General features: G+C 36.5%; 9 protein-coding genes. 4 read left to right on the forward strand and 5 right to left on the reverse strand.

Annotated features, from left to right (window positions below; all coding sequences use genetic code 11):
- Positions 1-58: 58 nt before the first annotated feature.
- The 4 genes from leuC (at position 59) to leuB (ending at position 4,993) form a co-directional block, all read left to right on the forward strand.
- Positions 59-1,453 (forward strand): 3-isopropylmalate dehydratase large subunit, encoded by a 1,395-nt coding sequence (gene leuC, locus OZP15_RS03335; RefSeq protein WP_281337003.1) that lies wholly within the window; start codon positions 59-61, stop codon positions 1,451-1,453.
- Positions 1,454-1,620: 167 nt separating this feature from the next.
- The gene (gene leuD / locus OZP15_RS03340; protein ID WP_281337004.1) at positions 1,621-2,217 is read left to right on the forward strand and encodes a 3-isopropylmalate dehydratase small subunit; all 597 of its coding nucleotides are present in this window, start codon (positions 1,621-1,623) and stop codon (positions 2,215-2,217) included.
- A 123-nt stretch (positions 2,218-2,340) separates the two neighbouring features.
- Entirely contained in the window at positions 2,341-3,858 is a 1,518-nt protein-coding gene (locus OZP15_RS03345; protein ID WP_281337005.1) for an alpha-isopropylmalate synthase regulatory domain-containing protein, read from the forward strand.
- Between the two features lie 79 nt (positions 3,859-3,937).
- The gene (gene leuB / locus OZP15_RS03350; protein ID WP_269227066.1) at positions 3,938-4,993 is read left to right on the forward strand and encodes a 3-isopropylmalate dehydrogenase; all 1,056 of its coding nucleotides are present in this window, start codon (positions 3,938-3,940) and stop codon (positions 4,991-4,993) included.
- 153 nt (positions 4,994-5,146) lie between these two features.
- On the opposite strand, the gene OZP15_RS03355 is transcribed toward leuB, so the two are convergent.
- The 5 genes from OZP15_RS03355 to OZP15_RS03375 form a co-directional block, all read right to left on the reverse strand.
- On the reverse strand, positions 5,147-6,247 hold the full coding sequence (locus OZP15_RS03355) for a glycosyltransferase family 2 protein (protein ID WP_281337006.1): 1,101 nt from the start codon (positions 6,245-6,247) through the stop codon (positions 5,147-5,149).
- Between the two features lie 10 nt (positions 6,248-6,257).
- Positions 6,258-7,229: a hypothetical protein gene (locus tag OZP15_RS03360; RefSeq protein ID WP_269227067.1), complete on the reverse strand. Its 972-nt coding sequence runs from the start codon at positions 7,227-7,229 to the stop codon at positions 6,258-6,260.
- A 120-nt stretch (positions 7,230-7,349) separates the two neighbouring features.
- Positions 7,350-8,903: a pectate lyase gene (gene pelA, locus OZP15_RS03365; RefSeq protein ID WP_281337007.1), complete on the reverse strand. Its 1,554-nt coding sequence runs from the start codon at positions 8,901-8,903 to the stop codon at positions 7,350-7,352.
- Positions 8,904-9,054: 151 nt separating this feature from the next.
- Positions 9,055-11,250, reverse strand: coding sequence for a hypothetical protein (locus OZP15_RS03370; protein ID WP_281337008.1), 2,196 nt, complete (start codon positions 11,248-11,250; stop codon positions 9,055-9,057).
- Between the two features lie 190 nt (positions 11,251-11,440).
- Positions 11,441-15,073, reverse strand: coding sequence for a DUF4450 domain-containing protein (locus OZP15_RS03375; protein ID WP_281337009.1), 3,633 nt, complete (start codon positions 15,071-15,073; stop codon positions 11,441-11,443).
- Positions 15,074-15,113 lie beyond the last annotated feature (40 nt).

Raw genomic sequence — 15,113 nt, forward strand, 5'->3', positions numbered from 1 at the left:
TAATTATGGCTAATTACCAAAATTGTAAAAAAGAGAAATACACTAAAAAATATTAAAAATGAGTAAGACATTATTTGACAAAGTATGGGATGCGCACGTAATACGTAAAATTGAAGATGGACCAGACGTGTTTTTTATTGACCGTCATTTCATTCACGAAGTTACAAGTCCTGTTGCTTTTTTAGGTTTAAAAGGAAGAGGTGTTTCGGTTTTGTACCCAGAACGTACTTTTGCAACAGCCGATCACAACACGCCAACTATAAACCAACACTTACCTGTTGCTGACGCTTTATCTGCTAATCAATTGAAAGCATTGGAAGATAACGCTGCAGAATATGGCATTTCTCACTGGGGATTAGGTCACCAAAAAAATGGAATTGTACACGTAGTAGGTCCTGAAAACGGAATTACTTTGCCAGGTGCAACCATCGTTTGTGGAGATTCTCACACTTCTACTCACGGAGCTTTTGGTGCTATTGCTTTTGGTATCGGAACTTCTGAAGTGGAAATGGTTTTGACTACGCAATGTATCATGCAACCAAAGCCAAAGAAAATGCGTATCAACGTAAACGGAACTTTGAGCAAAGGTGTAGGACCAAAAGATGTGGCTTTGTATATCATTTCAAAATTGACTACTTCCGGAGGTACAGGATATTTTGCTGAATACGCCGGAAATGTTTTTGAAGAAATGTCTATGGAAGGCCGTATGACTGTTTGTAACCTTTCTATCGAAATGGGTGCTCGTGGAGGTATGATTGCACCAGATCAAAAAACTTTCGATTTCTTGGAAGGACGTTTATTCGCTCCAAAAGGAGAAGCTTGGACAAAAGCTGTTGAATATTGGAAAACGTTGAAAACGGATGCTGATGCAGTTTTTGATGCTGAATTAAATATCGATGCTTCTGATATCGAACCAATGATTACTTATGGTACCAATCCAGGAATGGGAATTGGTATCTCTAAACATATTCCAAGTGCTGACCAAGTAGAAGGTGGCGAGGAAACTTATAAAAAATCTTTGGCTTATATGGGCTTCAACGAAGATGATGTAATGATTGGAAAACAAATCGATTACGTTTTCTTGGGAAGTTGTACCAATGGTCGTATCGAAGATTTTAGAGCTTTTGCTGAAATTGTAAAAGGAAGAAAAAAAGCAGATAATGTTACCGCTTGGTTAGTTCCGGGTTCTCATGTTGTTGAAGCACAAATCAAAGAAGAAGGAATTTTAGACATTCTTACTGAAGCTGGTTTCGTATTGCGTCAACCAGGTTGTTCAGCTTGTTTGGCAATGAATGATGATAAAGTTCCTGCTGGAAAATATGCAGTAAGTACATCAAACAGAAACTTTGAAGGTCGTCAGGGTCCAGGTTCAAGAACGTTGTTAGCTTCTCCAATTATGGCAGCAGCAGCAGCGGTTACTGGAAAATTAACTGATCCAAGAGACTTATTTTAGATTGAAGATTTTAGATTTTAGATTTCACTTGGTGTTATTTAAAAATCTAAAAATAGCTTCAACTAAAATTGATTTACATTATTAATAAAAAATATTTTTAGAATATCCAATTTAGTATTTCAAATGAGAATCTAAAATCTGAATTCTAAAATCTAAAATTACAAAAAATGGCATACGATAAATTTAATATCCTTACCAGTAGTGCAGTGCCACTACCAATAGAAAACGTAGATACTGATCAAATCATTCCGGCTCGTTTCCTTAAAGCTACAAAACGTGAAGGCTTTGGCGACAACCTTTTCAGAGACTGGAGATACAATGGAGATGATACTCCAAAAGCTGATTTCGTGTTAAACGATAAAACATACAGCGGAAAAATTCTTGTTGGAGGAAAAAACTTTGGTTCAGGTTCTTCTCGTGAGCACGCTGCCTGGGCAGTTTACGATTATGGATTCCGTGCTGTAGTTTCTTCTTTCTTTGCAGATATCTTCAAAGGTAACTGTTTGAATATTGGAGTTTTACCAGTGCAAGTGAGTCCTGAATTTTCAGAAACTATCTTCAAAGCTATCGAAGCAGATCCAAACACACAATTGGAAATCAATTTGCCAGAGCAAACGATTACTTTATTGGCTACTGGACAAAAAGAATCTTTTGATATCAACGGATACAAAAAGAACAATATGCTTAATGGTTTTGATGATATTGATTACTTACAAAGTATGAAAGAAGAAATTGTTGGCTTTGCTGACAAACTTCCTTACTAATAAAAAACCTTTACAAAATGCAGTTACGGAAGCATTCCTTTTTGGAATTTGCTGAAGTAACTGCTTTTAGTGTTTTATACAAAATACAATATCCCGATTTCAAATTAGCGAAATCATATTAAAATGGAAAGAAGAAAAATTGAAATAATGGATACGACGCTCCGTGATGGTGAACAAACCTCGGGAGTATCCTTTTCTGCTGCAGAAAAATTAACCATTGCGCAATTATTGCTAGAAGAATTAAATATAGATCGCATCGAAGTAGCGTCAGCTCGTGTAAGCGAAGGTGAGTTTCAAGGTGTAAAAGGTATTATGTCTTGGGCAGAGCAAAATGGATATAGTAATCGTATCGAAGTTTTATCTTTTGTCGATGGCGGAATTTCTATCGAATGGATGAAAAAGGCAGGAGCCAAAGTGCAAAATTTATTGACCAAAGGATCTTTAAATCACTTGACGCATCAATTAAAAAAAACACCAGAACAGCATTTTTCTGAAATCGCACAATCTATTGCTTTAGCCAATGAAAACGGAATTGCTACTAATGTTTATCTAGAAGATTGGAGTAACGGAATGCGTAATTCTCCAGATTATGTTTTTCAATATTTGGATTTTTTAGTGACTCAACCTGTTAAGAGAATATTGTTACCTGATACTTTAGGAGTTCTTATTCCTTCAGACACTTTTGCCTTTATTGCTAAAATCACAGCCAAATACCCAAACATTCATTTTGATTTTCATGCACACAATGACTACGATTTAAGTGTTGCCAATGTGATGGAAGCTATAAAAGCAGGCATCAGCGGATTACACGTTACGGTAAACGGAATGGGAGAACGTGCAGGAAACGCACCACTCGAAAGCACTGTTGCTGTGATTAATGACTTTATGCCCGAGGTACAAATCAACATCAAAGAATCATCCTTGTATTCGGTAAGTAAATTGGTGGAGACTTTTACTGGGTATAGAATTCCAGCTAATAAACCAATTGTTGGAGACAATGTATTTACACAGACTGCAGGAATTCACGCCGATGGTGATAACAAAAATAATTTATATTTCAACAATTTGCTTCCGGAGCGTTTTGGAAGAAAACGAAAATATGCTTTAGGAAAAACATCTGGTAAAGCCAATATCGAAAAAAATCTGCAAGAGTTAGGATTACACCTTAATAACGAAGATTTGAAATTGGTTACTCAACGCATCATCGAATTGGGTGACAAAAAAGAAACCGTTACCAAAGAAGATTTGCCTTATATCATATCTGATGTTTTGGACAGTCATACTTATGAAGATAGAATTGTTATTGATTCGTATGCTTTAGTGCATTCTAAAGGATTTCAGCCCACAACCTCATTGCGTTTGAAAATCGATAACGAAATTATCGAAGAGCACGCTCAAGGCGATGGACAATTTGATGCTTTTATGAATGCTTTGACCAAAATATACAAGAGCAAAAAACTCACGTTACCAAAATTGACAGATTATGCCGTTCGAATTCCACCAGGAAGTAGTTCCGATGCGTTGTGCGAAACCATCATCACCTGGGCAGCCAACGGAAGAGAATTCAAAACCCGAGGTTTGGATTCGGATCAAACGGTTGCGGCTATCAAAGCAACACAGAAAATGCTGAATGTACAGTAACGGAGTAAATTCCAAAAAATAAAATCCAAATTCCAACTCATTGGAATAGAAATAAATAATTAATTATAATATCAAAATAATGAAATTTAACATCGCCCTTTTAGCCGGAGACGGAATCGGACCAGAAGTAATTGATCAAGCAGTAAAAGTATCAGATGCAATTGCACAAAAATTTGGACACGAAATTACTTGGCAACCAGCTTTAACTGGAGCTGCTGCAATTGATGCAGTTGGTGAGCCTTATCCAGATTCTACTCATGAAATTTGTAAAAATGCTGATGCAGTTTTGTTTGGTGCTATTGGTCACCCAAAATACGATAACGATCCTTCTGCACCAGTTCGTCCAGAACAAGGTTTGTTAAAAATGCGTAAAGCTTTAGGTTTGTTTGCAAACGTAAGACCTACTTTTACATTCCCATCTTTATTAGATAAATCGCCATTAAAAAGAGAAAGAATCGAAGGAACTGATTTAGTTTTCTTAAGAGAATTAACCGGAGGAATCTACTTTGGTGAAAAAGGAAGAAAAGACAACGGAGATACCGCTTTTGACAACTGTGTTTACACTAGAGCTGAAGTACAACGTTTAGCGAAAAAAGGTTTTGAATTAGCAATGACACGTAGCAAAAGATTATGTTGTGTTGACAAAGCCAACGTAATGGAAACTTCCCGTTTGTGGAGAGAAACGGTTCAGGCTATGGAAAAAGATTATCCAGAAGTAACTGTTTCTTACGAATTTGTTGATGCTGTTGCGATGCGTTTGGTTCAATGGCCAAATTCTTATGATGTATTGATTACAGAAAACTTATTTGGAGATATCTTAACAGACGAAGCTTCTGTAATTTCAGGATCTATGGGATTAATGCCATCAGCATCTATGGGAGCTGAAGTGTCTTTGTTTGAGCCAATTCACGGTTCTTATCCACAAGCAACTGGTTTGAACATTGCTAATCCAATGGCTACTGTTTTATCTGCTGCTATGATGTTTGAAAACTTCGGTTTAATGGAAGAAGGAAAAGCAATGAGAGATGCAGTTAACAAAGCGTTAGAAGCTGGAATTGTTACAGAAGATTTAGCCGATGGTGGTAAAGCTTATGGAACAAAAGAAGTTGGTGATTGGTTAGCAGCTAATATCTAAAATAGTTTTATTAGTCAAAAATAACTGTTTACAAAACTCTAAAATTTTGTAAACAAGACGCATAAAAGTTTATTGAAATTCGTTTCAATAAACTTTTTTTATTTGCAAACAGACCAAAATGTTAATCTGTAATTTGCTTTGATTTTTAGGAATCTAAAACCGTCTTCCTTTCCATTCATACTTACCAAACAAGGAATACAAAGCCACACTCACACTGAAAAAAGGATACACTACACTACTCAAAACCAAATAACGGATTTTGTTTGAAGTCAAAAAACGATTGGTTTTATAAATTAAAATACTATCTACAGTACATTTTAAAAAGGCAAACATAACGATATTTAGAAACGAAATAAAATCCACAACCCACAACCCACAACCTACAACCAAAGATAAATTCCCACCCAAAACTATCAATCCCAAACTAATTCCAAATTGACTTTGATAAGAGCCTGTTTTCGAAGCCCAACGCACTCTTTGATGAAATAAAGATTTCCAATTATTTACGGGTTGCGTAGTAATAATGTTGTTTTCTGATTTTAAATAATGCACTTTTTCTGGGAATTGAGCTATGGCTTTTTGCAACAAAAAAACATCGTCGCCGCTGGCAATAGTGTTGTTTCCGTCAAAACCATTGAGTTCCTGAAAAAAAGATTTGGTGTAAGCAAAATTAGCTCCATTGCACATAAAACCTTTTCGCAAACCAAAACTTCCTATTGTAGCACCTTGTAAACTCGTTAAATCCAATTGCTGAAAATGATGTAAAAAAGAGTTTTCACAATCATAAGTAACCGCTCCAGCTATCATCGAAATTTGATGCAGTTGAATGTAATTGTCTAATGCTGATAACCAGTTTTCATTGACTACACAATCAGCATCGGTGGTGATAATCCAATCGTTTTTGACCACTTTCATAGCTGTTGTAATCGCATCTTTTTTGGGTGAATTCGACACCCGAATAGTATCAATTACCTGAACACTGAACGCTGAACACTGAACACTGAACACTTCATCAGAATCGTCATTCACCAAAATTACTTCAAATAAAGCGGTTGGATAATCTAATTTGGAAAGACTATTCAAAAGTTTTGGAATATTTTCGGCTTCATTTCGAAAAGGAATTATAATAGAGAATTTGGTTTTTGGCTCCAGTCCAAGATAATCAAAGGAATTGACTTTGGTAAAACCATAAATTAAGGCAGTAATCGCCAAGCAATAAATGAATATTATGATGTATAAAATAATTGTAATCATCATCATTTTATTAAGTTGCGTCTCCCTCTTCTTTGGAGAGGGTCGGGGTGAGGACTTTGAAATTCATTACATAATAACTGCCAATAATTACGGGTAAAACTACATTCAAAAACCACATTAGCGTACTTATGAAAACCACAATCCATTCGTTAACTCCTAAAATACCAAAGAAATAAACGGCAACACTACCTTTTACGGCAAAGTCTAAAAATTGAAATGTAGGTAGCGATGAGGCTAAAAAGTAAACACTCGCTATGGTGGCCATCAAAGTGAAGTAAGGTAAATCTACATCAAAAGCTAAAAACAAAAAATAGTATTGATGTGAAAAAGTTAAATAACGACAAACCGCCAAAAAAATATTCTTACGATGAATAGATTTTGGAATTTCGTTAATTTTGTGAATCAGTTTTTGAATCGAATACCCTTTGATATTTACTTTCTTCGAAAAAAATAAAATTCCAAAAAGTAAAGAACAAATTCCAAAAAGTATCAAAACTGTTTTTGGAGTAATAATGTTATAATTGACATTAAAGTATAACAACCCAAATAGCCCAAAAACTACCGATAAAATCATTTGGATTCCGTTACAAATTAAATTTAAAAAGATAACCGTTTTTGCTTTTGCTTTTTTGAAAAACAAAGCTTTCCCAGCATATTCACCAACACCGTTTGGCGTAAATAATCCAGCAGTTAATGCGCCTAGGACTTGCTTGGTGGCTTCTGGTAAAAGGATTGGATGAAGATAAGAAACCAAATTTTGCCATTTCAAAATCTCGAAAAATCGATTCAAAACACTCAAAAGTAAAATAAAGGCAATTCCTCCAAAAGAGTAATTTTTATGGAATAAAATCAGGAATTTTTGCCAATCTAGCTTATCATTATTGGCCAGTTGATTGTAAATAAAATAGAACGCACCCCCAACAATCAAGATTTTGATTAGAAAGAAGAAAGATTGTTTTGCTTTTGGAGAAATGAAAATCATAACAGCAAAATAACAAATTTAATCTGTGAAAGTCTTTGAAATATTGGAAAGCTTTTATTAAAAAAAATAGCTCGAAACGGTTAGGCTTCGAGCTGTTTATTCTGTTGTTTGTGATTGTGTTTACAAACCGTGTTTAGCTTTCCAATTGGTGTATTCAGAACCAATCAATCCAGATGGCCAGTTGCCATACCAAGAATATCCTGTTCTTCTTTCGATTTCAATTTCGGCTAAAGTGTTTTTCTTAATGCCATCTCTACCACAGAAAAATGGTAAGCCTGTGTTTAAATCATAAAAACGAGCCCACAAAATTGCACCAGGAGAAGCTACAACCACTACATCGTTTGGGTTTGTAGTTGCTTGTGTTTTTATATCAAAAAGTCTAGCACTAATAAACCAATCTACAGCATCTTTCACAGCTTGTTTTACCGCTGGCGAAGGACTTTCTACCATCATTAATATTCTTGTAATTCCAACCGATTCAGATCCGCTAATAGAAGGTAGTTCATAAGCTCTAGCTGTGGCAGGTAGTAAACTTACTTCATCGTGTTGTGCACACCAAGCTGTTTTTTTACCGTTTGAAGTAATTTGTGTTTTTAAAATGACATCAATTCCTTTGTTAAACGCGGCAACAGCCATTGCTTTGTATTTAGAATTGATTACTTCGGTGTCTTTTTGAGTTTTAGAAATGTCCCACATCAAATTCATTACATTTCCCATAGCGTTATCGTTGTAAGTGATTTGGTGTCTGTATCCGCTTTTGTCAGGGTAATATTGCGGCCATCCACCATTGGCATATTGTGCTGTGAATAAGAAATCGATTCCTTTTTCGGCAGCAACCAAATAATTAGGATTTTTGGTAGATTTAAACGCACTAAGTAAATGTCTTATTTCTCCAATAGTATGATTGTTGTCTATGTTTGTGTCAAGGTTGTTTTTGGTATTGTTTGCAGTTGTAATTTCTGAACTGGTTTGTGTACGATCATATCCAGAAAAATCATTGTGAGGTTCTTTTGGCCATCCACCATTATTTCTTTGCCACAATAACATATTCTCTGCTCTTAGATTTGTAGTAAAGACAATACCAGAAATAGTAATAGTAAGTTGTCCTACTTTTCCGCTGCCGTCATTTGCTGTAGCATAAATGATAACTGTTCCGTTGGATATTGGTGTAAAAAGACCCGCTGAAGAAACGGTAGCAACACCCGAAGATGCAGACCAAGTAACAGTTTTGTTTGTGGCATTAGCGGGTTGAACATCTAAAGTAAGTTGTTGTGGTTTGCCATCAGTGCTAGGAGTTGCTCCGATAGTTACACTTGTAGCAAGCACAACAGGTCCAACAATTCCTGTGATGGTAATAGTAGCTTGTTTTGAAATTCCTGAACCGTCATTTGCAGTAACATCAACGGTTATGGTTCCGTTTTTTAATGGAGTTAAAAGTCCTGTTTGCGAAATGGTTGCAATTGTTGCGTCTGAAACAGACCAAGTAACGGTTTTGTCTGCGGCAGTACTTGGAAGTACAGTTGCTGATAATTGTTTAGGAAGACCATTCGTAATAGCTGTGCCATTATTGATTGTAATGGATTTTACTTGTTCTACCGTAGGCTCTTTATCAGAGCTACAAGCTGCTAAAAATAAGATGCCAATAAACAGGCCTAATTTTTTAATTGTGTTCATAATTTTTTGGTTAATAGTTGGTTAGTTATTGAATCACAAATAAACAACAAAAATCATTCCTAAATTGTAATCGATTACATTGTTTTGTGTTAAAAAAATAAAAAAGGCTATTTTTTTACGAAATTATATAAAAAAATAGCCTTGATTGTAATTACGGCATCGGTTTAAAACCTTCCCATTGCACCTTCCAAGTTCCGTCTTTTGGAAATCCGGGATTGTTTTCTGTCGTTCCGTCCCAACCAGCGCACATCATAGCAACGGTTGTTAAAATTCCCCCATTTCCAGGCAAGTATAATGTCAATCTTTCGGATTGGTAGTTGTGTCCGTTTTTCAAATACGTATTGGTAACTACGTCCATAAACAAAGCATCGATGGCTTTTTTTGGCATATTCAAACGAGCTGCACTCATCGCTGTCATTGGGAAATCCCAACCCCAAGTTTTGTCCCAAGACCAAGTGTCCCAAACCAAATCGAAAGTGTTTTTCATAATCTTTTTATCCAAAAGAGTCGTTTCTGGCAACATTCCGTAAGTTCCTAAAACAGATGGATGATCGGTTTTGAATTCAGGATTAGTGTATGAATCCGTAGCACTTTCGGTAGCCAAATACACATTGTCGGCAACTGGCAAAGGGGATAATTTAGCCAAAACATCTTGCCATTCTTTTGGAGCAGGTTCGTTCAACCTTTTTTTCCAATCCAAAGCTGTATTTAACGCCCAATTCCAATACGCCAATTCGTAAGTTGGGTTAAAAGTTTGCATTGCTTTGAAACGTTCTTGTGCAGGAATTACACCTGGCCCTAACATATATCTCTTTTTTTCGGCATCATAATGAGCGAACGAAGCCATAAAATCGGCAGTGGCAAAAACACGTTCTTTGTATTTTTCCAATGTTGCAGGAGTAGGCGAATTGCGATACAACAATTCAGCGTACGTAATAAAATGGGGCTGTTGCCAAATCAAAAGTGCTCCTACCGAAGAAGGACTTTCATTTCCATCAGGATCGGTCATTTTTTGCCATCTTGCTCCTTTAAATCCTTGTCTTTGGGCTATTTTTTTTGCTTTATCGAAGGCATTTTGATACCAAGGCAAACTTTTTTCTAATAGTTCTGGTCTTCCCCAAAGTGGAAAATGAACACCGTGCCACCAGTGCATTTCCAAATGCGGTTTTCCGTACCAACTGTTATACGTTAAACCTGTTTCTTGTGGAGGCATTGAACCTGTACATTGAATTTTGGTCAAGTATTGCGAAAGAACAACTCTTCGTTCCAATTCGTGTGCTCTTGGGTCAGTACTTCCTGAAAAGTCAACTGCTGCACCACTTTCCCAAAAGGATTTCCAACCAGCGATACTGCTTTTTTCAATCGCTTCAAAAGAAGGGATTACAGATTTGTTTTTATCTGTTTGAATGAACGAACAGCTCAATTCGATTGTATTACTTTTTGAAGGCTCTACAACAAAATAATGTTTTGCTTTTTCTTTAATCGATGCAGTACCTTTCCATTTCAAATTAATATCATACGAAATACTGTCCATTATGTGTGTAATTGTAGCTTCTGATTTATTTTTGATTTTCAGATTGCTTATATAATCTTGATTTCCGCCCCATTTTTTTCCCATATCAGTCCCCGCAATTGCAACTGCTGAAATAGTTACATCTTGTTTTTCTTCCCATTTTGTCCCCATATCACCCCATAATCCTGTTGGATAAGGAATTCTCAAACGGAATTTTAAGCGTCCTTGTTGCAATAAATCGGATACAACTTTTACGCCAATAGCATCTTTTTCTTGATGCGAAGCTGTAGTTACTTTTACAGGAATGCCTTCCACTTTGAAATTACTTTCAATTTCTCCAGTCCAAAGATTTAGCGTTTGATCAATAGATTCGATGTCTTCGGCTTTCGCCAATGTGCCGTCTTTTTTAGTAATTTCAAAACCAAGATTTCCCAATTGCAGTAAATGCGCATTTTGTCGGAACCAGTTTACGGCTTCGTTTTTTCGAGGCGTTGATTTTTCTTGAACGCTATAACTAATTTTTCTGCCGTATTGATCGTAATCTCTTAAGGTTTCTGAAAATTTGTAGTTATTGGTGTTTTTATAACTGTCCCAACCCCATTCGGATTGCGTTCCCAATGGCACTCCTTTTTGATATTTTTCTGGGAAAGATTGTAATCCTGTAGCATCGACAGTAAAGGCGAAAGCACCATTTCCAACGGATAATGAAGCCAGAGTATCAATAGACGAAAGCTTCACATTATGGCGACTGACCACTGCTTTTCGGTCAATTTTTTGCTGTCCTATCATTACGATAGAAAATAGAAGAGCTGTAATTATTAGGTTTTTTTTCATTGGTAGTTAATTTATAAAAAAGGGCAATATTACCCAAATAAACGTATATTTTTTTTACCGCAGATTCGCAGATTTTATTGTGAATTTTTATTAAATGAATTAACCACTTTCAGTGGAAATAGCACAAATTATCTTCTTTAAAAATCATAAATTTTGCTTTAAAATCAGCGAATCAGCGGTTGTTGTTTTTTCATCGCACCAAAGTCGCACTCATCAACCCAATCACCACATCATTGGCAATGGATTTCAGGGTAATATTTTTCAATGTTTTATTTTTATTTAATGGTAAATCTAAAATCGTTGCAGCACCGCCATCAACGGCATAATTGCTAAATCCTTTTATCGATGTGAAATCGGTGAAAGTTCTGGAAATCGTTCCCGATTTTAAATACACTCTTGGCGGTTTTGGAGCATCGGTCGTGAAAGCCAAACCGTCAATAAAATAATCTTGTTCTATCGGCCACCAGTTTTCAGGATTTGTAAGTGTTAGGATTTCCGAAGTTCCATCGGTGTAATTTACGGTCAATTCTCCATTTGTGAATCGACTTTGCATAGGGTTTGTGGTTCCTGCCATCATCAAATACAGGTGTGACGCTTTTCCTGAAAGGGGAACAGCAATACTATCCGGAAAGTTATCCCACATTGAGGTAAAAGCAATGTTTTTCGAATTGGAATCCGATGGCGTTTGAAATAAAATCCCTTGTGGACTTGTAATTTGGTTGTTTTTTGCACTTTGGCGTAAGCCAGAATCATCAATTTGTACGTCTAAATTGGGATAACACCAATTGCCAATTCCGTGTTTTGGTAATTGTAAAGTAGGCGATGTCGGTCTAGGCGAAAGGTATTCTTGTTTGAAAATATCGGTTACTTTAGCATTAAAATTTGGAGCAAGTGAAACTGTTTCTAGCTTTGTTTCTTTAGGTAAAGTAATATCCCAATTGGTAAACGAAATCGGAACTATTTTACCATCATTGGTTTTCAATTCTAAAGTATTAGTTCCCGAAATCAAATTCTCGAAAGGAATAGCAATAGTAGTTTCAGAATCTTTGTTCAAACTCACTTTTTGTGAAATTGCTGCTCCAAAAGGATTGAAAATCAAGTTCCCTTCAATCGCTTTTTGACTGTTGTTTTTTATGATAAAAAGTAATTTGTTGTTTTCTATTCTATTCGATTTTGCTTCGATTTCTGGTTTTACAATCAGTTTAATCGGATTCCACCAAGTCACATTTCCTTGTTGTAATTTTATGAAAAAAGTAGCATTTTCTTTGGTTTTCAAATTGGCTTTCAGTTCGGAATTCGTTTTCGAAACTTCTCTTAAAGCCATTTGTGGATCATAAATTTCAATGATTTTGGCTTTTGTTGTTTCCAATAAAATGCTTTCGCCAATGCAATAGCTTTTTTCCAATTTAGGTTGTTCTAGCTTTTCGCCATCCCAAGTAATGTCGATGTTGTAATTCTCTTTAAACGGACTTTCGACAATCAATTGTGGATTTCCAACTGCATCGAAGATTTTCCAAGTCGCTTTTTCGCCATTGATAGTTACGGATTTTATGTTGTCGTAAGGGATTTTAGCAACGAATTTCAACCCCATTTTTGTTGTAAAACGACTTTTAATTTCATAAGAATCCGTGTTTTTTTCTCTATTGAAAACAACTGAAATATCTGGAATTTCAATACTTGCAGAATTCCATTCGACTGGAAATCCGGGATGAATCGTTAACCTATTTTCCAGCGCATTCGGTTGGATTCCAAAAAGTCCTTCCACTAAAGTTCGGGAAGTCATTCCAATTGGGTCGGCAAAATCGCGGTATAATTCGCCACGCATCGCATCATAAAACGAAAGCTGTTCAAAACCACCTGGCGAAGCACCTAGATACATACTGCCGATTAGGGCACTTTCCCACATTTTGAAAGCCGTTTCTTGTTGTCCGCCTTGCCAAAAAGCCAATGAAGTGTGCAATTGTTCCGCCAGCGCCACATTATTGATGGACCAATCGTAAGGTTGCCAATTGGTCGTACTGATGACATACAAATCTTTTTTATCCAATCCTTCGGCAACAATTGGAATATGAGGCGTTTTGGTATCTACATAATTGAGCATTTGGTAGGATTGAAAAGGATCCGATAATTCGGAATCGATGGTGTGATAGATGCTCCAAACGCCTGGAGAATCGTGTAATAATTTGTTTCCAAGTCCATCTTTGTATTCGGCAAAAATTCCTTTTTTAGGCATCCAAAGTTGGGCATTCGTGGCATTTGAAATCTTTAGAGCTTCGTTTAAAAAAGGTTTTTCATCTATGTTTAAAATTTTGGCAACAGCCGCCACTTCTTTGTTTGCATAAAAATTATAAGCCGAAGTATGCGTTACCGCTCCGCCGCTATATTGCAAGGCATCGCTCGCCCAAATGGCTGCATACGCATCATACAATCCGTCATTATTAGTATCGAAATTTCTTTTTTCCCAAGCTAGATGCCTTTGTATTACGGGCCACATTTCTTTCATAAAACTGGTATCGCCAGTCCATTTGAAATGGCGTAACATTTGGTCGAAAAAAACCAAATTCATATCATAATGATGGGCAATGGTATTGTTGTCTGGTCGGCGGCTAATGTATCCGCTACTGAACATCGAAGTTCCAATTTTTTCGGTTTCACGAGCTAAATTTCGGCTAACATCGGGTGTGACAGGACCACTCAAAGGTTCCAGAACTTGCGAACGACTGTAACTGGTAAAATGAGTTTTGGCTCGATCGTGCCATCCCAAAGGATCGGCTGTGTAAGCGCCTCGCCAAGCATTTAAGTGCATTCGCCAAGCAATCGCTCCGTGCAAATAAGCGGGACTTTCCCAAATTCCGTCAGCGGCAATTGCCAAGGCAGAACCTAAAGTATTGATGTAAGGATTGGGTGTAACCACTTTAACTCGATTCGCCAAAAGTTGAGTTTCTTGAACGGATTTTTCGAAAATAACAGCCAATTCTTTTTGATTTTTGAGTTGGGTTTTAGCATCGGTTTCGATCATCCAAAATAAACCAGATTTTGGAATGCTATTTATTTTTCCAGTAATGACAGGCAAAGAATCAGGAGTGGAATTGTAAAGTTCTAAAGGGGAATTTTGCTTGTTGGCATTCGCCAAATGAATTTCGGATTTGGGATAAAAACCAATCAAACTTTTGTTATTTCCTGTTTTTTCTTTGTTGACTGCAGCGCCATATTCCAACAAGAAAGATTCTTTTTGTAATGTGAATTTATTGTCAGTGCAATAATTGGGTTGCATATAAAACACCGATTCGGGGTCGGCACCAATATCGCCATCACGACTGAATTTTCTACCACTCGCTCCACCAAAAGCCCAAATCAAAGCAATGTCTTTTGGGATATTGTTTCCAGTAACTTTCAATCCGAAACCTTCTGTGTTTTTCAAGGCAATTACTTCCAAAAGCAGTTCGCCATTTCCTAAAGTGGGATCTTGAATTTTGTAATACATAATGCCCAAAGTATATCGGGTATCGATTTTTGTAGCTTCGGTAATCCATTTGCTTTTGTCTCCTTTTTGAATTCCGAGTTTGAAGTTGCCGCCCATTCCAGGGAGATACAATGCAAATTCTGGTAAATCGCCCGTTTCAACTCTAAAAGCAGTGTTAGTTCCATAAAGTGCTCGGTTGAATTTTCGAGTTCCATTTTTTAACACAAAACTATTTCCTTCTGGCGCATAATGAATTTTGCGAGCTGATGGTACAGTTTCTTTAGCCTGACTTACAGAAAGTATTGGGAATAAAAGCAATAAAACTCCAAAAAATGGGAAAAGTGTTTTTTTAGTTCTCATACGATAGGGTGGAAGCGTCTGGGTTAAATAGCTGAATTTC

It is taken from the genome of Flavobacterium eburneipallidum (genome assembly GCF_027111355.2).
Classification (GTDB): domain Bacteria; phylum Bacteroidota; class Bacteroidia; order Flavobacteriales; family Flavobacteriaceae; genus Flavobacterium; species Flavobacterium eburneipallidum.

Excerpts from the sequence above, each read along its gene's own strand:
- leuC (WP_281337003.1), top strand. The coding sequence starts at position 59 with ATGAGTAAGACATTATTTGACAAAGTATGGGATGCGCACGTAATACGT.
- leuD (WP_281337004.1), top strand. The coding sequence starts at position 1,621 with ATGGCATACGATAAATTTAATATCCTTACCAGTAGTGCAGTGCCACTA.
- OZP15_RS03345 (WP_281337005.1), top strand. The coding sequence starts at position 2,341 with ATGGAAAGAAGAAAAATTGAAATAATGGATACGACGCTCCGTGATGGT.
- leuB (WP_269227066.1), top strand. The coding sequence starts at position 3,938 with ATGAAATTTAACATCGCCCTTTTAGCCGGAGACGGAATCGGACCAGAA.
- OZP15_RS03355 (WP_281337006.1), bottom strand. The coding sequence starts at position 6,247 with ATGATTACAATTATTTTATACATCATAATATTCATTTATTGCTTGGCG.
- OZP15_RS03360 (WP_269227067.1), bottom strand. The coding sequence starts at position 7,229 with ATGATTTTCATTTCTCCAAAAGCAAAACAATCTTTCTTCTTTCTAATC.
- pelA (WP_281337007.1), bottom strand. The coding sequence starts at position 8,903 with ATGAACACAATTAAAAAATTAGGCCTGTTTATTGGCATCTTATTTTTA.
- OZP15_RS03370 (WP_281337008.1), bottom strand. The coding sequence starts at position 11,250 with ATGAAAAAAAACCTAATAATTACAGCTCTTCTATTTTCTATCGTAATG.
- OZP15_RS03375 (WP_281337009.1), bottom strand. The coding sequence starts at position 15,073 with ATGAGAACTAAAAAAACACTTTTCCCATTTTTTGGAGTTTTATTGCTT.